The organism is Tissierella pigra (assembly GCF_009695605.1).
Taxonomy (GTDB): Bacteria; Bacillota; Clostridia; order Tissierellales; family Tissierellaceae; genus Tissierella; species Tissierella pigra.
This window is the reverse complement of record NZ_VUNQ01000023.1, coordinates 1-20,061: the sequence shown is the minus strand read 5'-3', so window position 1 is coordinate 20,061 and position 20,061 is coordinate 1. Positions and strand designations below refer to the sequence as shown.

Here is a 20,061-nt window from a genome sequence, read left to right as displayed (position 1 = left end):
AATATGAAAGGAGTTTTTGGCTATGTTCTTTTTTGAATCACTTCCTTGGTATAACATAATTATGTGGTTTGTAGTTCTTTTTATTCTTATGGGTTTAAATGAACTGTCACGATCTAGCAAAAAGATAAGTATCTTTATGTTTATGATTCTGCCAATAATCTTTACCATCATTTGGGTTGTTAGAGGCCCTAATGAAATTACTTCTTGGTTTACCTGGATCAAGGTATATTCAGCACTAGCTGGCTGTCTAATCTATATGGTTGTTAGATTTACAGATTATCATAAGAAACATAAATGGTATTTAACACTTATTCCTGCAATCTTAGCTATTAATATTCTAGAAGCTGTAATAAGGGAATTTCAAGTTGGTATAGCTAGATTCAACGGAGTAGTTGATGGTATGTATTATATTTCGGGAGGATGGAATTACTTAAATGCCATAGCTGGAATTATAAATATATTAGTAATATGTGGCTGGTTTGGTATCCACTCTACATCAGGTAAAAGAAAAGATATGATATGGCCTGATCAAAACTTTTTATATATTATAGCTTATGGAATATGGAATATATCATATGTATATTCCTGTGCACCTGGCAATGCCATATATTCTGGACTGGCTCTTAATCTTGCTCCTACTATCTCTGCTCTTTTATGGTCTAAAGGAACTTGGATGCAGAACCGTGCCCATACTCTATTTTTCTGGATGTCGTGGGTCATGACCTTCCCATATTTCTTTGCTACAGGTAGTATTTTTAATGTAAAGGTTAGTTATAATCCTTATGCCAATTGGACTCTAGCAATAATATCCTTGGCTCTCAATGTAATATTGGCAGTTTGGCAATTCCATAGGATTTTTAAATATGGTTTAAATCCTCTAAAAGATGAAATTTGGAACAATGCAGAAAAAAGTTCAAAGTTAAAGTCTATATAATATAGAAAACTCCCAAAAGGGAGTTTTCTCATGGTTAAAAAAATCTATTTAACAGATCAATAGAATACCGAATACAATTTTCCATGGAAAGGGTGCTCATAATTTCCCCTCCTAAGAATATATTATTTTTCCCCTGCATTTCCTCCATTTTATCATAAAACCCATTTTCCAATGTATTAGTATCCACATAGGGACAATGTTTCCAACTCTTAGCCTGATAGAGTCTTGGATTTTCTACTCCTAGCTTTAATAAATCGTTTTTAATAATGTCTAGTGGGGGAATCTTAGTATTTTTAGGAGGATTATATGCGTAAACCATAGTCATTCCTTCGCCTTCTTCCTCATCCCATCTGGAATTCCATATATTTATATGACCATTTTGGTCAATAGATAAATTCTCCAATATACAACCACATCCCTTAGGTATTTCATTTGCTATAAATCCATAGACATTAAAGGATTGATACTTTATGTTTTTTAGATTTTCTCTCATATCTTCATCCCAAAGGTGAAGATATGCAAATTGCTCCAAAGGTGCAGTAATAATAACCTTATTGAATTCAAGTAATTCTAATTCAGTCTTTACCAATAATGTTTCTTTGTCAGAAAGTATAATGTCCACTACCTTTTGCCCTAATCTAATATCTCTAATCTCCTGACTCAAACGTTCTGTCAATGAAGATACTCCATTTTTCCATGTAATAAATTCTGGTAATTCCATAAAGGACATTAAATTCTCATAATTTAATATTCTAAGTACATATAGGGCTGGTACTTCTTCAATATTGCCTAATCCAAAGATAGTAAAATATTGGGTATAGATTGTCTTTAAAATTCGAAATTCATGTATATCACACCATTTTGAGAATGGAAGCATTAGTGCTGGTTCGATATTTTCAATATTTGATTTTCTAAATGATTTATACATCTCCAATACATGGGGCAATCTGTCTAATTCATTGATAAAATCTCTTAATTCTTCCTTTGATATTGGCATGATTTTCTGACCTTTAGTATTGTAATTGGTACGAGATAGCTTTGGACCATCTGCTTTAATATTTAGCCTTTTCATCAAGGATTTAAGATACGGCTGTGATGGCAGTCCAAAAATAGCACCTAATTCATGAGACTTTTCTCTATGCCATATTGTATAAAGTTTTCCACCTATACGTTCAGCTTTTTCAAAAACAGTAATATTTCTATATCCTCTTTTTTGCAGTCCTTCGGCTATAACAAGACCTGAAAGTCCTCCACCTATTACTGCAATTTTACAATCTTCTTTATTCACTGTTATCACCTCAATTGGAATGATTTATCAATGCTAAAATCCACAGTGGCAATGTGTCTAAATCCACATTATTTTGTAATGCTCTTTCAAGTACAACTTCTACAGGAGTTTTGCCTTTATTGTAGCCTTCTTGGATTATGGTGCTAAAATTATAATCACGTATAAATTTATTTAATGCTCGTTCAACCTTTATAAATGAATTGAGTTCATCATTAGAATTGATTTTATTATAAAACTCTGTTACTAAAAACTCGTTAAATAGTGTTAAATCCTCTAATTCCATAGTATCTTCTAAAGATATAAATATATGATTTATATTCAGTTCTCCTATAAGCTCCTTATATTTATCACCTCTTACGAAGTAAGGAAGAAATTCTTTTTTCCTATTGGTCGCTAAATTTTCAATATTTATATTGAATATCCTCAATAGATAAACTAGTTTACGCTCAAAATGATGCCAAACATCAATATCCTGCTTTTTATTATATAATTTCACTGCTACCCATTTTGAATCCATATCATAAAAGCTATATTGATATATTTTGCCTATACCATCAAAAGTTCCTATAAAGTCAATTCTCTGAACAACTAAATATCCTGGGTATATTCTTTGTTTATTAAAAAGTCCTATTAACTCCTTGTTTTCCTTAGGGTTAATTTTTTTATGTAATATTTTATTCTGAGAATATTTTAGTCTGTCAGTTTTCCTCGTCAAATTATTTCTCTTTAAAACATTATATATCCCAGTCTCCCCCACATCAATGCCCTCAGCTTTTAGTTCATAGTATATTCTTTTAGGACCATCTGAAGGATAGCTTCCAACATACTCTAGTATCTCCTGCTCAATAATTTTACTAATCTTATTTGGCATTTCAGGTTTCTTAGGCTCTTTTATTTCTAAACCTAGCATACCATGTTTTTGATAGGCTCTTTGCCAATTGTAAAAGGTTGTCCTAGAAATACCAAATAACTCACAGGTACGGGAAACATTTCCTTCCTTTATGGCATGTTTCAATATCATATATTTATTATGTGCATTGAACTCTTTAGATTTCATATTAATAACTCACTCCATCTTATCCTATTATCACCATTATATACTAAAAACTAGGCATAAGCCTAGTTTTCATTTAACCAATCTATTGTACTTTGTATAATAAGGGCTGCACCCTTCCATATTTCTTCTTCATCTATGTCAAATTTAGGGTTATGATGTGGATAGAATTGTCCGTCTATTTCCCCTGGGTTACTTAGATAGAAGAATGTACCTGGAACTCTTTGTAAGAAAAAGGACATATCCTCTGCACCCATTACAGGTACTTTCATCTCTACTATATCATCTTCTGGGATTATCTTCTTAGCCGATTCTACAAATCCCTTGGTAAACTCCTCTGAGTTTATAAGTGCGGGATAACAGAATTCATAGTCAATCTCATAACTGCCTCCATGTGCCATGGTTATTCCCTTTACTATTTCCTCGATTCTTCTAGAGATTCTCTGCCTAGTATCTTCATTTACTGTCCTTATTGTTCCTTGAATTTCAACTGAATCTGGAATTATATTATGGTTAAATCCTCCATCTATTCTAGTAACAGATACTACTGCTGGTTCCACTGGATCTACTTCACGGCTGATTATTGTCTGTAATGCTAAAACAATTTCTGACGCTGTAACAATAGGATCTATAGCTTGATGAGGATATGCACCGTGAGAGCCTTTACCATTTATTTTTATATACATTACATCTACTGCTGCCATCATAGCTCCATAGGATACTCCTATTTTTCCCTTAGGAATTCCCTTGCCTAAGTTACCTAAATGTAATCCCATTACAGCATCTACCTTAGGATTTTCCAAAGCACCTTCTTCTATCATAGGTTTTGCACCACCGGGATATTCTTCCCCAGGTTGAAATAATAGCTTTACATTACCTTTAAATTTATCTTTATTTTCGTTCAATACCTTAGCTACTCCCAGCAAAATGGCAGTATGTCCATCATGTCCACAGGCGTGCATACATCCATTATTTGATGCGAACTCTAAACCAGTTTCCTCTTTAACAGGAAGTGCATCAGTATCAGCCCTTAATCCCACCGTCTTTCCTTCTTCTCTACCTTTTATTAACCCTACGATGGCATTTCCGTTTACTAAGGTATGATATTCTATATTCATATTATCTAATTCATCCATTATAAACTTTGAGGTTTTTCGTAGATTTAGTCCTACTTCTGGTATTTGGTGAAGCTTTCTTCTCCAGTTGATTATATCTTTTTCTATCTTCTTTACTTCTTGGATTATATTGAACATATTTACATCACCTCAAGGATTAATTTGTGAATCTATAATCAAAATTATGTTCTAATTATATCATATAATCCATCCTATTATTACTCTAACTATTATATATTATTGTTCCGCTTTCTCCAACCAATGCTTCTTTTGCTTTTTCTAATGAAACTATTATTGCTTGTCTTCCTTTTCTTGATTTAGCAAAATTTACTGCCGCTATTACTTTTGGAAGCATACTTCCCGGTGCAAATTGTCCTTCTTCTATATATCTATAAGCCTCTTCTATAGACATCTTATCTAAATTAATTTGGTTTTCCTTTCCAAAGTTGATGGCTATTCTATCTACGGCTGTTAGGACGAATAAATAGTCTGCATCAATTAATTCTGCAATTTTCCCACTAGCAAAATCTTTATCTATTACACCATTAACTCCTTCATATCCAAAATCTTTTTTAACTACTGGAATTCCGCCACCACCAACTGTTATTACTATATGTCCATCCTTCACTAAAGTTTTTATACATTCTTTTTCAACAATATCTGTAGGTTTTGGTGAAGCCACTACTCTTCTATATCCTCTTCCAGAATCCTCTATTATTTTATATCCTTTTGCTACTACTAATTCTTCTGCTTCCTCTTTAGAATAAAATCTTCCTATAGGCTTTGTAGGATTCTGTAAAGCTTCATCATTTTCATCTACTACAACTTGAGTTACTATGGTTACCACATTTTTATTTATATTTCTTCTATTTAACTCTTCATATATTCTATTTTGGAGATGGTATCCAATATATCCCTGACTCATTGCAATACATTCTGGAAAAGGCATAGATATTTCTTCCATAGCTAGGTTAATCATACCTACTTGGGGGCCATTTCCATGAGCAATTATTACTTCGTGCCCTTTCTCTATAAGGTCTACTATTGGTCTTGCTGTTTCCTTTACTAGTTCAAATTGTTCCTTTGGAGTATCTCCTAAAGCATTTCCTCCTAAAGCAATTAATATTCTGCTCATATTTACCTCCTAGTTATCTTTATTAAACTCAAGAATTGCTTTCTTAAAGCATTCCATTGGCGGACTTACTAAACCTGCACCAACTTGTCCTATTCCAGCAACCTTATGTGCCATTCCAGTATTGATTATAGGTAAAATACCTTTTTCAATTACTTTAACAATATCTATTCCTATGGCAGAACCACGGAAATCTAAAGTTGGAATAGAATAATTAGTATTCTCACCTACAGTTATTTCATACATTTTTTCACTATATCCAATAGCATCTTCTACAGTTCCTCCTACAAACTGAACTATAGCTGGAGACCCACCCATGGCAAATCCTCCTATACCCATGGTTTCTGTAATAGCACTGTCTCCTATGTCTGGATTAGCGTCTTCCTCTTTAAATCCTGGGAACATCAATCCCTTTATCATATTTGCAGGAGCAGTAAACCATTGGTCTGCACCAAGTCCACTTACTCTTATGCCAAAATCTACACCGTTTCTAGCCATTGTAGTTACTACAGTAGAATTTTCTACGCCATGGGCTGCATCTGTTGCAACCTTACAAGATGGCATAGATAAATTTAGAAAATAATGTTCATTCATTTTTATGAAATTTAATACTCTCTTTTTTATGTCTATATCTACATCAGTATCTATAATATAAGAAGTTATTTCCCTAAAGAATAAACTAGTAGCAGCCTTATTCCTATTATGACATTCATCCCCCATATGAACTGCTTGAGAAATTATAGACTTTATATCTATTCCCCCATCAATACTCTTTAAAGCCTTTTTCATAGTAGGAGCAAACTCTTCTTCTATCCATTTAAGTCTTTCTATAACCTCATCATTAAATGCACCATACCTTAGAACCTTTCCTAGTCCCTCATTAATTGTACAATAACCATAATTTCCATAGGTCTTATTATATACTACATGTACTGGCATAGAAGGAGATACTATACCTGCCATAGGTCCTACAGCACAGTGTTCATTACAAGGTGAAAACTCAATTTCCCCTGATGCCGCTATCTTTATTGCTTCTTCTTCATTTTTAGCTCTGCCTTCATAAATTAAAGCTCCTATTACGGCTCCCTTCATTGGTCCAGCCATTCTTTCCCACTTTATAGGTGGCCCTGAATGGAGTATCATATTTTCCTTCATCCCCGGGATTACATTTATTGCCTTATCTATATCTATGAGCATAGGATGAGAATTCATCATTCTTTCCACTGCCTTTTTATTAGCTTCTTTTATATCTTCTCTACTAGATAATTCATCAATTATATTTAATAATTCTATATCTCCACCAGCAGCAGGTACCCAATCTAATTGCAATACATCCTGCCCCTGAAATTCTAGATCATCTTTAAATTTACTTGTCCCTATGTTTAATATCTTTAATTCTTGTGAAAACAGATTATTAATATCACTCATGTAAAACCCTCCTATTATGATAATATTTCTATTACTATATTGGTCGCTTCAATATTACTTTCTGCAATTAGTACGCCTTCCTGCTCTAGCATTTTTCTTTGACCTTCATAATTTTGTTTATCAATATCTGTACCACAAATATAAGCTACAAATATTAAATTTCTTCCATGAGAATTAGCAATGTTTTTTGCCTCTTTAATAGATTTTATAGTAACTCCTACAGGATCTTCATGAGACCCATATCCTAGTTCAAAATCCATTAATATAATACCTACTTCTTCATCCTCTGCTTCTTTTGTTATTCTATGAAGTCTTAAAGTAGGCTCTATCATGGGATGAGGTTTTCCTACAGTAAATTCATCTTCTCCTAAATCTAATAATACATTCCCATGATAATCATTTATGTTCTCAAGCTTTTCATTTTCATTTTTTGCTACATTGCTTTTAACAGATTCAAAGCTTCCTCTTAAAATAGACAGTGCTTCAGCACATAGTGTACCTCCACAAAATAATCCTCTAAAATATCTTTGTTCTGGCTTTAATAACTTCTTTAACTCTTTAGTATCTATATATGAATTATTCTCTTTTTCAATTTCCTCTCTACATCCACCTGATAACTCTACAGCTTTCTTTGCTGCTTCATAAAGTCTATAAACAAATACAGCCTTTGAATCCTTTTCATCTTCTTTATCTCCATCTATAAAACATATAACCACTGGCTTATCTACGTTCTTTATTTCCTCCAGTATTTTCTTTTCTACAGATTTTGCTGGTGGCTTGGAAATCAATACTATTACTTCAGTATCATTATCTCTACTTAATGCCTTTAGTCCTTCTATCATCATAATTCCACCAATTTCTTCTTTAAGGTCTCTCCCTCCTGTTCCTATACCTTGAGAGACTCCTCCTCCAAGTCTATGAATTTGGACCATAACCTCTTGAAGCCCCGTACCTGAAGCTCCAACTATTCCTATATTTCCTTTTCTTACTTCATTGGCAAAACATAATCCAACATTGTTTATACTAGCAGTACCACAATCAGGTCCCATTACTAAAAGTCCTTTTTCTCGACCTATTTCCTTTAACTCTCTTTCCTCTTCTAGAGTTACATTGTCACTAAACATCATTACATGAAGACCTTTTTCTAAAGCCTTTTTTGCTTCCCTAGCTGCATATCGTCCCGGTACTGAAATTACTGCTAAATTAGCATCTTCCATTTGCTCTAGTGCTGAATCGATTGTCTTAGGACTTTCTAGCTCTCCTTTATTCTTCTTCTTATTTTTTGGACTTAAAAGTTCTTCTACTAATCTTAAAGCCTCGTCATAGCTATTTTCATTCTCTGCTTTTATAGCAATTATTAAATCGTTATTTCCAGCATCATCTGACTCCTTTGTAGCTAGTCCAACATTTTGTAGCAATTCTTTATTCATTTCTGTTGCCATAGATACTACTGCTTCTTCTACTCCATTTACATCTAGTATTTTACTGGATAAAGACATCAAAGTAACAGAGTCATAATAAGCATTTTTTCTAATTATTGTATTTTTCATAGTTCTTATTCCTCCATATTGAAATTGTTTGTTAATAAAATAAATGCAGTAACTACTCCAACAGCTAAGTCAGTCCCTGAAGAAGACCCAATATTCAGTAATCTCTCCAAAAATAAAAGAAACTGTTTTTTATCTTCATCTAGGAATCCATTTATAAAACTTAAAATATATTCTCTAGATTCGCCTCTTAAAGTAATTGAAAGCATTTGTTTACTTACATCTGTAGTTGCGATTTTATCTATATCAATTAAATTTATTAATTTTCTCTTTATTTTATTGGAATAATCTGTTGAGATTATATTTAGTACAGATAAAAAACCTGTTAGAAAATCATCTCCAGAAGGTGTTAATCCAATTCCAAATCCGATTAAGGAGTTAATCTTAACTTCATCTATATTTCCATCCTCTAAAGCATCTAAAAATACTTCTATTCTCCTTGATAATTCTTTTTCAATTAATCCAGGGGTATAAGCTTTTACTTTTAAAAAATTTTCTAAATAAAAATATCTACATCCACCATTTGAACCCTTTTTTAAAATAAAATCATTGAAATATCCTATATTCTCCATTATTAGGTTTCTATTTAAATCTCTTCTCTTTTCTACATTAGGATTCCACAATATACAATTAGACTCCAAATCTATTCTTACTTTATCCTCTATAATGAGGCTGTTGTCTATTTTAAATAATCTATTTCCTTCTTCTAAATCCAAATCTTCAAAACTTATATTTCTATTATCTATTCTCAAAGTGAAGGGACTATTATCTATATTTTTAGATCCTATGGTATACATATTGTCTTTATTATCTAAAAAATTTATAGTTCTAGAGTAGATGCTGTGGATTTTGCCTACTTCCTTTAAATTCTTATTTTCATTAAAAAACTCAATGAAATGTTTATCATAGGCATAAGCACTAAAACTTATAATTTCATATTCATCTTTCTCCATAAATCGTCCCTTCCTCCTAGTTAATCCTTAATCATTATTTGGTAGACATAGATCTAAGATTATTGATACTAATCCTGCTGGAACTACTCCAGATGTCAAGAAAAGTTGTATATCTCTAGGCAAATTTTGAGTTGCTTCTGGTACTATATTTAGTCCTATACCAAGTCCCAAAGATATTGCTATTATAAGCATATTTCTACTATTCATTGTTATATTTCTCAATAAAGATAAACCAGATACAGCCACCATAGAAAACATGGCAATAGCTGCCCCTCCTAATACTGGTTCTGGCATTATAGCTATTAAGGAACCAAACTTAGGAAATATAGATAGAACTATTAAAATAATTCCTCCTATTTTTACCACATGCCTACTAAATACACCTGTCAAATTAACTACTCCTATATTCTGAGTATAGGAAGTATTGGGAAATCCATTAAATAAAGCAGCTATACTACTTCCTAATCCATCGGCAATTACTCCACCACTCATTTCTTCGTCAGTGGCTTCTCTACCTTCTGCTCCAATAGTAAGGGCAGATATATCTCCTATGGTTTCTATTGCTGTGGCAACGTACATGAAAAGCATTGCTATAATAGCAGTTGGTTTAAATGACCATGTATATGCAAAAGGCTTAGGTAGTGAAACCCAACTTGATTCCATAACTGGTGTTACATCTATCATTCCTAGAAAATAAGATATTAAATATCCAGATACTAATCCTACTAATATTGATGAGGATTTTAAGAACTTATTCTTGCTCTGATTAAATAAAATTATTATAACCAAAACTGTTGTTGAAATTAGTAAGCTTTTTAGATCCCCCATATTGGTACTTCCACCTGCTGCTTGTTTTATACCAACAGGTATAAGTGTTACTCCTATTGTTAGTACTACTATACCTGCTACTAAAGGTGTGAATATTTTCTTTAATCTTAGGAGATTTTTCCCTAAAAGTATTTCAAATAATCCTCCGATGAAGCTTGCACCTAAAACTCCACCTATTCCAAAATCTTTAGCTATAATTAGAACTGTAGATATAAAAGCATTACTAGTTCCCATTACTATAGGAAGCCCTGAGCCTATCCCTTTATATTTCATTATCTGAATAAAGGTCGCTACTCCAGCCATAAATAAAGCACATTGTATTAAAAATGTTGTTTCACTTGGAGGTAAATCTAATAACGTTGATAATAAAAGAGGTACAGTAATATTGGCAGCAAACATAGCTAATATATGTTGGAATGCTAAAGGTATGGCTTTTGATAACTCTGGCTTATCCTCAATACCATAAACAATATCCATTTCCGTTTTTTTATTTTCCATAATATCACCTCTATTTTATGAAAGGGATATAGTGATGCTATATCCCTTTCATATAGTTTTTTTATATTACTATAACTGCAATGATAATCAGAAGAGTTAAAGCTCCCAATATATATTTTAGGTTTCCCTTTATAACGTCTATTATGTCTATTTCGAAACCTTTTGCTAATGCTGCAACATTTATCTGAACCGGGCTTACTTGAGTTCCAAGTCCTGTTGCTATAGCTACAAAACCCATAGCTTCTGAAGGTAATCCTAATGCTGATAAGGTAGGAAGTATCAATGTTAGAACTCCGGCTGCAAATGCTCCAGAAGGAATAGCTATTAAAAATGCTATAATCATTGCCACAGGTAGTATTATTGCTTCTGGAACATTACTTGCTAAGGCTGCTATTTGCTCGAAGGTTCCCAATTCTCCAATCATATTTATAAAGGATAAAAACATTCCTACTGCAAATAAAGTAGTCAAAATAAATCTTGAACCATCAATTAGGGATTCACAAGTCTCATCTATAGTAAGAGGAGTTAAGAGTACTGTTAAAATACTTGTAAAAATAACAGCTGTTGCAGGTGAAAACAAGTTTATTCCAATTAATGAATTTAGCTTACTGCCACCTACTACCATAACTAATAATGCGATGGCTGGTATAGATTGTTTTAGTAATGTACCATTGCTTTTGCCATCATCTTTATCTTCTTCTTTTCCGTTGTCTTTTGTTAGAACACCTCTTTTATAAACACCGTAAATAGCTAGTCCAGCAGCTAGTAAATAGAAAGCTATAGTATATGGTCTCATAGCCGCTGCATGGGCTATTACATCTCTTCCAGCACTTTCTGCTGCTAATACTGTTTCTGTAGAAGCTGGGGATGTGGTAAATCCCACTGCTGAAACAATTGCCATTGCCACAATAACCTCAGGAATTGCTCCTACAGCAGCTGCTGCTAATGGTGCAGTAACCATGGTATTTCCTGCACCCATTCCTGCCATATATGTTGCAAAACCTTGTATTAAAACTATAATTCCTGCTAGTATGCCTATTTTTCCTTTTAAACTTCTTCTAGCTAATTCTACCAATGACTCTATACTTCCAGCCTTTGAAACCATTGCAGCTGAGGCAGCATAAATTATTGGAACTGTAATGCCCAACATATTGGTTATACCATCAACAAACATTTGAGTTGCCTTTGACATTTCTAATCCACCTATTAAAACGGCTAGAATTCCTCCCACCAGTCCTGCAAAAAGCATATGCTGCTTTTTAAATAAAAGTGCCAGTATTACGACTAATGGTATTATATTTATTAACAAACTCATGCCTAGTCCCCTCCTTATTAATTATTTATTAAATTAGTTTCGAAAACATTGTTTTTAAAATATCCATATATATTAGCTTGTCTAATTATTGAATCTGCTTTAGTTTTAGCATCTATAACTATGAAGTTTGCTTTATTTCCTTCTTTGATATTATACTGGAATTTTAAAGCTTCCCCAGGAATAATAGACACCATATCAAATAATTTATTTAGGTCTTTTTCTCCACCCATATGGCATCCATGGGCAGCTATTAATATTTCTTCTAATAAGTTTCCATTTCCAAAAGGATTAAAGGGGTCTCTAATATTATCAGATCCAATTGCTACAGGTATATCATGATCTAATAAATATTTAACTGGTGCTATGCCTCTTCTAATATTTATTTTATCTCCTCTTCCTTGTAGATATAGGTTAGTGGAAGGTAATGAAATTATATTTATCTTTGCTTTCTTAATTAACTCAACAATAGGTAATATAATTTCCTCTTCATTTGCTGCTAGACTGCAACAATGACCTGCTGTTACTCTACCAATATATCCATTGGCTATAGTTAACTTTGCCAAATCATTTATTATTAAAGAACTGGCATCATCGGTTTCGTCTATATGCATATCAATGTCTACATCATATTTCATTGCTAAATCAAATATCATATTCATATGCTTTATTGAATCTTCTTCTATTGCTGGTATTCCACCAACTATATCGGCTCCCATCTTCAAAGCTTCTTCCAGATAAAAATAAGATTTACTATTTTTTATTATTCCATCTTGAGGAAAAGCCACTATTTGAATATCTATTAATTCTTTATATTCTTCTTTTAATTCTAATAAAGCTTCTATTGATTTTAGTTGAATTTTATGGTCTACATCTATATGGGTTCTAAGGAACCTAGTTCCATTTCTAAAAGAAAGATCTAAGATCTTCTTAGACCTTTCTTTTACATCTTCTTTGGTCATACTATGTTTATATTTACTCATAATTTCAATTGCTTCATATAAGGTACCACTTTTATTTATTACTTTTTCTCCTATTAAAGCTTTATCAAGGTGCATATGCCCATCTACAAATCCATTTATCACTATCCTATTTTCTAAATCTATGATTTTAGTATCTAAGTCTATAGGTTTAATATCTCTTCCAATCTTTTCAACTAATCCATCTTTAATATAGACATCTTGTATTTCATTAATAAAAGGCAAATATCCATTTTTCAAGATATAGTTCATTTGGCCACCTCAACTCTTATATTATTTTTCAATGATAACAGCTATAGGACCTCCACCAGCTGGACCTTGATGTTCTGCACCACCTGATACATAAACCATAGGGTCTCCTACAATTGAGGCTATAACACCATTTACTACTGCCCTAGCATGACGAGTATGATTTATATCTGAGTCTATTAACATGGTATTTCTTCTATTTCTTACATATCCATCTGGAGAAGCTTCTGCCTTGGCAAGTATATTCATTATCCTTTTCTTATCTTCTTCAGTTGGCAGTTTATCTATATTTAATCCGCTATCAATCATAGCTTCAATAACTCCTTCTAAATCTATGGCATCCTTCATAACACTATGACCTATTCTATATTTACTAATAGATTTTTTAGAATTACCCATCAATATGATTTCACAGTTCATTAACTCTACACCTGCAGAAGTTGAAGCCACCTTTGAATATAAAGACCAATCTTTTAATATGGTTTCTTCTGTAACTTTTGATTCTTCTACTTCATCTAAAGCAACAGCCACTCCTAAAGCAGAAGCTCCTCTTGTATATCCCATTGATTTGTAAGTGTCTTCTACAACAACAGACTTTCCTCTTGATTTTGCTTCTATTATCCTATCAGAAGTCAATAAAGGACATTTTATCTGTACAAAATGTACATCTTCCTTTTTTTCAATTCCTGCTGATTCCATAAGCTCTAAAACCACTCTCTTTACTTCTTTAACCATGGTTAAAGTACCCATTTCTTCAGGTAAAAAGTCTCTAGTAAAACCTACACTTACAGCTAAAGATTTTTCTTCTGTTTTCACTTCTTCTACTTCTTTTTTAGTAAAAATAGTAGCATGGGGAGTCATTACTCCTTCAGTTCCACCAGACATTACAAAAGCAACTTTTTCTTCTACTTCTTTTTCAGTTTTCCCTAACTCTCCAGCTAAAAAACTTCTAAAGGAAGCTGTACAAAATCCTCTTGTAAAATCATTTACACAACCATTACCTTCTGTTTTACCTAAAACAGCTACAATTTCTTCAGGTACAATCTCACCTGCTTCTATTAATTCTTTCAAACCAACTACATCATCTGGGCCTGCCATTGGAATTTTATATACTTTTACATCCATCATTGCTTTCTCCTCCTTATTTATATTGATTAGTGTTCCTTCATTGGTTAAAATTTAATAATTTATTTGTAATTAAAAATATTTTAAATTTTCTCTTGACAAAAGCATATCATATACATTTTTTATAGTCATCATTATATCTAGCCAAAAAAAACGAGTATCATTGTCAACTATTGACAATGATACTCGTTTTATTACTATTTCCATTATTATATATATATAATTATCTTTGATTTGATGCAAGCCATAAGTAAATATTATATGCTAATACCAATTCCCCAATTTCAAATCCATTATTTATATTTATGCCTAATTCTTTTATCCTATCTATTCTATATCTTAAAGTATTGTAGTGTATAAACAAACTCTCTGCTGATTTCTTAACATTAAAATTTTCCTCTATTAAGACCTTCAAAGTCTCCATTAACCTCATATCATTTATCTTATCATATTCTATTATTTTCCCTAGCTTATTGTTTACATATCTATTTAGAATCTCTGTATCCTTTACTTCTTTTATAATATTAAACATTTCATAATCACTATAATGACTTACGAAGGAATTCTGATTTAAAATAGAGCCTGTAATTAAACTGCTTTGAGCTTCTTTATAAGCTAAGGCAAAACTGTCCATATCCTTTGCTGTATTAGATATTCCTATCCCTACTTTAACTTTATCTCTTAGCCTTTCGACAATTAGCTTTCCCACTTCTATGCAATTCTCTTTAATATTATTCATAAATATAACATTGATAAAAATTACAATGGAATCATCTATATAAACCGTTTTAATTTTATTACTATTTATTAATAATTTTTCCTCAAGAATCTTTTCTATATATTTGGAGTCTAAAATATATTCATATAATAGCTTCTTCTTTTTATCATCTTCCATTAATAATTTTGCAATCATTATTACCTCTGGAAATTCCATATTCCATCCAAAGGTTTTAGCTTTATTGATAGTATCTATAGGAGAATCTATCTTTCCTTGTAGTATATCTCTAATAAACGCATCTTGAAAGCTTTTCTCCTTTTCTAATACAGCATAATTCTTATAAAACACAGAAGCTATTAATAGAGAAGCTTGTTCAACAGCCACTACTAAACTCTGATTATTAACTTCTCCTTTTAGCAGTACGATGTATCCAAATCTAGTCTTTCCTGCATTTATATAGTGTTTTATATAAGATTCTTCTTCATACTCTGTGGCTTCTACTTTAATTTTAAATCTATTGTTTCCATGATTATTAGGGGATGATACTATAGAAACTTCCTGTTCATTTAGATTTTTAGACATATATGTAATATTTAAATCATTATCTAATAAGAGAACTGGAAGCTTTACTATTTCAGATAAATTATTTACTAATGAATCTATATCTTCTCCCTTTAGAAAAAGCTTCATTAGACTTTCATGAACACGATTTCTAAAATTTAGTATATTTATATGTTTATTTAGGGACAATTCAAGGATTTCTGTTACCAGCTTAGATAAATTAGCATCTGGAGGTAACTCTATAATGGGAAAATCCAAATCATTAGCTTGCTTTATCATGGTTGGTGGTATTTCTTTTATATATCTAATAGGTTTTATACATATTCCAGCTAAATTTAGCTCTGCTGATTTTGGAATAAGTTCATTAGTGGCAGTTTCATTGTTATATATTGGATATAAAGTGGTAATCAGCAGACTACGAGTATCTACATAAGGAAATATATCTGGAACCTCCATTAAAGTCGCATTATCTACAACATTAGATAATCCATTTTTACCAGCAATTATTCTAGAATGTTTAAATCCGTCTAATTCTAGCACATCTTTTACTGTTATAAGCATATTAATCACCCATTTCTAATTTAGATAATCATCTATTAATCTTTTTATAGTAGTACTGAAATTATTGGTATAGTCAATATAGATAATATATGGCTCATTATATTGAATTTTAAAGCAAACTCTATTTCACAATCATGCTTTTGAGTCAAGACTACAAGTAGTATTGCTGTTGGTAAGGACTGCATTGTAACTACTATACTTGTAAGAAGTTGTGGGGCATTTATGGCCTTAAGAAGCAATAATGCAGTAATCGGTGCTATAATTAATTTAATAAAACAACCATAATATATATCCTTATCTCCAATTATTTCTTTTAATTTTAGCTTAGTCATTTTTTCACCCAATATTAACATTGATAATGGTGAGGTAAGTGCTGCTAACATTGTAAGAGGCTTGCTAACTACATAAGGCATCTCTATTTTTAGTATGAACATTATTGTACCTAGAAATACTGCAATCAGTGCTGGAGTTTTCACTAATACTTTAAATGGAGATTGTGTTTTTTCCTTTGAAAGCATTTTTTCTCCATAGGTCCACAATATAGTATGATAAGGTATCATAAATACAGAGGCAGAAAGTACTGCTTCTTGTCCAAACAGTTCCAATATCAATGGGAGTCCCATAAACCCAGAGTTAGGAAATGCTGTACCAAATATTAAAACAGCTTTTTTCTCTTTAGGATATTTTATAAAAAGAATCTTGGATATTAATAGAGTGATAATGTGTATTCCTATAGAATATCCGAATATCAATAACACTCCCCTCAATGTATCCTTTGAATAGCTCATATTAAAGGATGAAATTATAAGTGCAGGTAATGCTATTGCTGTAAGTATCTGAGTCATACCCTTAGATATATTTTCATTTATTATATCTTTCTTTGTTGCTATATATCCTACTGCCATAAGTAAAGCTAATACTACAACCTGCTGTATTACAAAAGAAGTTTGCATATTTTTCCCCCTCACTCTCAATTACTTCTATTATATATTTATATTATTAAAAAAACTAGGTGAAGTTCACCTAGTTTTCGACTTTATATCTTCATTATATCAGGGAATTATGCTTTCAATAAAATTTAACAGAGTTTATCTTTACAGAAAAAAGAAGGACTACTACCATCCTCTTCTATCTATTATTTAAGCAATTCTGCCATTAATGTTCCTACGCCTTTACCAAGTTCTACTTCAATTCCTGATCTATATAAGGCTCTTTCTATGGATGCTATTGTTGAAACCATATCGTGAATATCTATATTTCCCATATGACCTAATCTAAACATTTTTCCTGCGTAGGCTGCTAATCCTCCTGCTACGACTACTCCTTCTTCTCCTAAAATCTTTCTAAATTCTAAATCATTTACTCCTTCCATATATAGAACATTTGATAATGTAACTGCTCTATGGTCTTTATCTGCTAGTAATGTAAAGCCCATGGCCTCTAATGCTGCTTGCATTGCTTTAGCATTTTTACTATGTCTTTCGTATCTATTTTCGATTCCTTCTTCTTTAATAATTCTCACTGATTCTTTAAGTGCCCAAATCATATTTACAGCTGGAGTTGCAAAGTATTTTGAAGGATCTTGCATAATTGGAAGCCATTTATCAAAGTCTATATAATACTCTGGAATTCTTCCAAGTTCTTTTCTTTTTTCCATCGCTTTAGACCCTGCCCATACTATTGCAAGTCCTGGTGCTACTCCAAAAGCTTTTTGTGATCCAGTAATCAGAATATCTATATTCATATCATCTACATACTCTGGTTCAGCTGCTGTAGCACAAACTCCGTCTACAATATATATTGTCTCAGGGAATTTTTTCAGCATTTCACCGATCTCTTTTATTGGAGCACAAACCCCCGTTGATGTATCCACATGAGTTACTGTAATTCCATCATATTTTTTTTCATTTAATTTTGCTTCAATATCTTCTATAGGTACGATTTTTCCCCATTCACTACTTATTACATCTACATTTATACCTTTTCTTTCGGCTAGATCAATAAATCTATCTCCAAAGAACCCATTTGATACAATAAGTAAATTATCTCCTGATTTTAAAGTATTTGCTATACCCATTTCCATTGCCATGGTGCCAGTTCCTGCAATAACAAATACTTCTCCTTCTGTTTTCCATAATTCCTTCATATCTTTAAGTAATTCTTTATAGTCATTTATAAATCCTAGATCTCCAAAGGCAACTGTTTCTCTTCCCATCTGATTTTGAATAGACCTTACAACAGGTGTTGGTCCTGGAATCATAACTAATTTCCTAGGTTTCATCCTATATTCCTCCCTTTATTTTATATTATTTAAGCCTTTATAATTAAGCCTATAAATTCTAAATCTTCATTTCCAATGTTTTTTATTGAATGTCCTTCACCGCTTTTACATAAAGTGAAATCTCCTTCTTTAATGGTTATTTCACTCCCATTATCGCTATAAAGAGCCTGACCCTTAAGTATATAATAAGCTTCCTGCTCTCCTTCATGTTTATGGAATCCTATGGATTTTCCAGGTTCTATTGTATGCTTTGCAAATAATCTACCATGTCCGCAGAAATCTTCCACTTCAAATAAATGAGTTCTATTAATTTCTCCTTCTCCCTGCATTAAATTCACAACTACGTCTTTTCTTAATTCATCAGATCTTTTTATCATTTTAAAAACCTCCTAATTAAATTAATATTTGAAGTAACCATGGTGCTAAAAATACAGTAAATAAACCTGTAGCACTTATGGGCAGTGAATCCATTGCCCCTTTCCTTTTTATAAAAGATAAATATTTCATATTAATATAGTAAGGTATTATCTTTATATCAATTATATGAATTTTCCTATTTTTATACAATATTTTTACTATGAAATGCTAAAGAATTCCTACTACCCCATTAAAAGTAAAAACTAGGTAATATATTACCTAGTTTTTTATTCTGCAATTACTTCCCTTTTTTAATCCAACTGGCTACTTCTACCGTTCTCTTTGCTTGATGTTTCACTGCGTCGTTTACATCCTCAACCATGTTTCCATCTTGCCCCTGTGTAACAGATGTACCGTATGGATTTCCTCCTGCTTTATATATTGAATCATCAGTAAATCCTGGTGGCACTATAATTGCTCCCCAGTGCATCATTGACGTATATAGTGATTTTACTGTAACCTCTTGCCCACCGTTAGGATTTCCAGCTGATGCCATTGCTGAAACTACTTTATTTGTAAGCTTCCCTTGTGCCCACATTCCACCTTGCATATCTAAGAATTGTTTCATTTGTGAAGGTAAGTTTCCAAATCTAGTTGGCATTGAGAATATTATAGCATCTGCCCAATCTAAATCTGCCGATGTAGCTATGGGTACATCCTTTGTTGCCTCTACATTGGCTCTCCATGCTGGGTTGGAATCTATAGCAGCATCTGGTGCTAGCTCTTGAACTTTAAGGACCCTGACTTCTGCCCCTACTTCTAAGGCTCCTTCTTCTGCCATTTTAGCTAATTTATAATTTATCCCTGTTGAACTATAGTATATTACTGCTAATTTAACTTTTTCCATCATCATTTCTCCCTTCAATAATATATATGTCAATTTGATATTGTCCTTGAGTATTGATAATATACCCTTACGAAAAAGTCACTAAACATCTTCATACTATACGAGCTTCCTGTGATACGATAAAAATAGAAAATCCTCACAAATAAATTAAGGTATAATTGTAATTGAGAGAAAACAATTCTTAATTTAAAGGAGGATCTACTATGAATTATAAACAAAATCAAAGGTTAAAT

Annotated in this window: 17 protein-coding genes; 1 reads left to right on the top strand and 16 read right to left on the bottom strand. The window is 32.1% G+C overall.

Features of this window, described 5'->3' with window-relative positions; all coding sequences use genetic code 11:
- Positions 1 to 22: 22 nt before the first annotated feature.
- A complete protein-coding gene (locus FYJ83_RS11310) occupies positions 23 to 934 on the top strand; it encodes a DUF5692 family protein (protein WP_154440642.1) in 912 nt (303 codons plus the stop codon).
- 34 nt (positions 935 to 968) lie between these two features.
- On the opposite strand, the gene FYJ83_RS11305 is transcribed toward FYJ83_RS11310, so the two are convergent.
- The 16 genes from FYJ83_RS11305 to wrbA form a co-directional block, all read right to left on the bottom strand.
- Complete coding sequence (locus FYJ83_RS11305; protein ID WP_154440640.1) at positions 969 to 2,222, bottom strand: FAD-dependent oxidoreductase; 1,254 nt, start codon at positions 2,220 to 2,222, stop codon at positions 969 to 971.
- Positions 2,223 to 2,232: 10 nt separating this feature from the next.
- A complete protein-coding gene (locus tag FYJ83_RS11300; protein WP_154440638.1) occupies positions 2,233 to 3,279 on the bottom strand; it encodes a helix-turn-helix domain-containing protein in 1,047 nt (348 codons plus the stop codon).
- A gap of 62 nt (positions 3,280 to 3,341) precedes the next feature.
- A complete protein-coding gene (locus FYJ83_RS11295) occupies positions 3,342 to 4,529 on the bottom strand; it encodes a M20 metallopeptidase family protein (protein ID WP_154440636.1) in 1,188 nt (395 codons plus the stop codon).
- 85 nt (positions 4,530 to 4,614) lie between these two features.
- The gene (gene arcC, locus FYJ83_RS11290; RefSeq protein ID WP_154440634.1) at positions 4,615 to 5,526 is read right to left on the bottom strand and encodes a carbamate kinase; all 912 of its coding nucleotides are present in this window, start codon (positions 5,524 to 5,526) and stop codon (positions 4,615 to 4,617) included.
- 9 nt (positions 5,527 to 5,535) lie between these two features.
- Positions 5,536 to 6,951 (bottom strand): YlbE family protein, encoded by a 1,416-nt coding sequence (locus FYJ83_RS11285; RefSeq protein ID WP_154440632.1) that lies wholly within the window; start codon positions 6,949 to 6,951, stop codon positions 5,536 to 5,538.
- A 14-nt stretch (positions 6,952 to 6,965) separates the two neighbouring features.
- A complete protein-coding gene (gene fdrA / locus FYJ83_RS11280) occupies positions 6,966 to 8,501 on the bottom strand; it encodes an acyl-CoA synthetase FdrA (protein WP_154440630.1) in 1,536 nt (511 codons plus the stop codon).
- A 5-nt stretch (positions 8,502 to 8,506) separates the two neighbouring features.
- The gene (locus FYJ83_RS11275) at positions 8,507 to 9,451 is read right to left on the bottom strand and encodes an oxamate carbamoyltransferase subunit AllH family protein (RefSeq protein WP_154440628.1); all 945 of its coding nucleotides are present in this window, start codon (positions 9,449 to 9,451) and stop codon (positions 8,507 to 8,509) included.
- 27 nt (positions 9,452 to 9,478) lie between these two features.
- Positions 9,479 to 10,777: a uracil-xanthine permease family protein gene (locus FYJ83_RS11270; protein ID WP_154440626.1), complete on the bottom strand. Its 1,299-nt coding sequence runs from the start codon at positions 10,775 to 10,777 to the stop codon at positions 9,479 to 9,481.
- Positions 10,778 to 10,838: 61 nt separating this feature from the next.
- Positions 10,839 to 12,092 carry a hypothetical protein gene (locus tag FYJ83_RS11265; RefSeq protein ID WP_154440624.1) on the bottom strand — a complete coding sequence of 418 codons (1,254 nt, stop codon included), beginning with the start codon at positions 12,090 to 12,092 and terminating at the stop codon, positions 10,839 to 10,841.
- A 17-nt stretch (positions 12,093 to 12,109) separates the two neighbouring features.
- Positions 12,110 to 13,321 carry an amidohydrolase family protein gene (locus FYJ83_RS11260; RefSeq protein WP_154440623.1) on the bottom strand — a complete coding sequence of 404 codons (1,212 nt, stop codon included), beginning with the start codon at positions 13,319 to 13,321 and terminating at the stop codon, positions 12,110 to 12,112.
- 21 nt (positions 13,322 to 13,342) lie between these two features.
- On the bottom strand, positions 13,343 to 14,446 hold the full coding sequence (gene atzD, locus FYJ83_RS11255) for a cyanuric acid amidohydrolase (protein WP_195837987.1): 1,104 nt from the start codon (positions 14,444 to 14,446) through the stop codon (positions 13,343 to 13,345).
- Positions 14,447 to 14,666: 220 nt separating this feature from the next.
- The gene (locus FYJ83_RS11250) at positions 14,667 to 16,283 is read right to left on the bottom strand and encodes a PucR family transcriptional regulator (protein WP_154440621.1); all 1,617 of its coding nucleotides are present in this window, start codon (positions 16,281 to 16,283) and stop codon (positions 14,667 to 14,669) included.
- Positions 16,284 to 16,327: 44 nt separating this feature from the next.
- Positions 16,328 to 17,236, bottom strand: coding sequence for an AEC family transporter (locus FYJ83_RS11245; RefSeq protein WP_154440619.1), 909 nt, complete (start codon positions 17,234 to 17,236; stop codon positions 16,328 to 16,330).
- Between the two features lie 182 nt (positions 17,237 to 17,418).
- Positions 17,419 to 18,564, bottom strand: a complete 1,146-nt coding sequence (locus FYJ83_RS11240) for a pyridoxal-phosphate-dependent aminotransferase family protein (protein ID WP_154440617.1) — start codon at positions 18,562 to 18,564, stop codon at positions 17,419 to 17,421.
- Positions 18,565 to 18,593: 29 nt separating this feature from the next.
- Complete coding sequence (locus FYJ83_RS11235) at positions 18,594 to 18,941, bottom strand: cupin domain-containing protein (protein ID WP_154440615.1); 348 nt, start codon at positions 18,939 to 18,941, stop codon at positions 18,594 to 18,596.
- A 278-nt stretch (positions 18,942 to 19,219) separates the two neighbouring features.
- Positions 19,220 to 19,828 carry an NAD(P)H:quinone oxidoreductase gene (gene wrbA, locus FYJ83_RS11230; protein ID WP_154440613.1) on the bottom strand — a complete coding sequence of 203 codons (609 nt, stop codon included), beginning with the start codon at positions 19,826 to 19,828 and terminating at the stop codon, positions 19,220 to 19,222.
- Positions 19,829 to 20,061 lie beyond the last annotated feature (233 nt).

Bases quoted from the DNA above. Each gene is read 5' to 3' on its own strand.
- FYJ83_RS11310 (WP_154440642.1), top strand. From the start codon at position 23: ATGTTCTTTTTTGAATCACTTCCTTGGTATAACATAATTATGTGGTTT.
- FYJ83_RS11300 (WP_154440638.1), bottom strand. From the start codon at position 3,279: ATGAAATCTAAAGAGTTCAATGCACATAATAAATATATGATATTGAAA.
- FYJ83_RS11295 (WP_154440636.1), bottom strand. From the start codon at position 4,529: ATGTTCAATATAATCCAAGAAGTAAAGAAGATAGAAAAAGATATAATC.
- arcC (WP_154440634.1), bottom strand. From the start codon at position 5,526: ATGAGCAGAATATTAATTGCTTTAGGAGGAAATGCTTTAGGAGATACT.
- FYJ83_RS11285 (WP_154440632.1), bottom strand. From the start codon at position 6,951: ATGAGTGATATTAATAATCTGTTTTCACAAGAATTAAAGATATTAAAC.
- fdrA (WP_154440630.1), bottom strand. From the start codon at position 8,501: ATGAAAAATACAATAATTAGAAAAAATGCTTATTATGACTCTGTTACT.
- FYJ83_RS11275 (WP_154440628.1), bottom strand. From the start codon at position 9,451: ATGGAGAAAGATGAATATGAAATTATAAGTTTTAGTGCTTATGCCTAT.
- FYJ83_RS11270 (WP_154440626.1), bottom strand. From the start codon at position 10,777: ATGGAAAATAAAAAAACGGAAATGGATATTGTTTATGGTATTGAGGAT.
- FYJ83_RS11265 (WP_154440624.1), bottom strand. From the start codon at position 12,092: ATGAGTTTGTTAATAAATATAATACCATTAGTCGTAATACTGGCACTT.
- FYJ83_RS11260 (WP_154440623.1), bottom strand. From the start codon at position 13,321: ATGAACTATATCTTGAAAAATGGATATTTGCCTTTTATTAATGAAATA.
- atzD (WP_195837987.1), bottom strand. From the start codon at position 14,446: ATGATGGATGTAAAAGTATATAAAATTCCAATGGCAGGCCCAGATGAT.
- FYJ83_RS11250 (WP_154440621.1), bottom strand. From the start codon at position 16,283: ATGCTTATAACAGTAAAAGATGTGCTAGAATTAGACGGATTTAAACAT.
- FYJ83_RS11245 (WP_154440619.1), bottom strand. From the start codon at position 17,236: ATGCAAACTTCTTTTGTAATACAGCAGGTTGTAGTATTAGCTTTACTT.
- FYJ83_RS11240 (WP_154440617.1), bottom strand. From the start codon at position 18,564: ATGAAACCTAGGAAATTAGTTATGATTCCAGGACCAACACCTGTTGTA.
- FYJ83_RS11235 (WP_154440615.1), bottom strand. From the start codon at position 18,941: ATGATAAAAAGATCTGATGAATTAAGAAAAGACGTAGTTGTGAATTTA.
- wrbA (WP_154440613.1), bottom strand. From the start codon at position 19,828: ATGGAAAAAGTTAAATTAGCAGTAATATACTATAGTTCAACAGGGATA.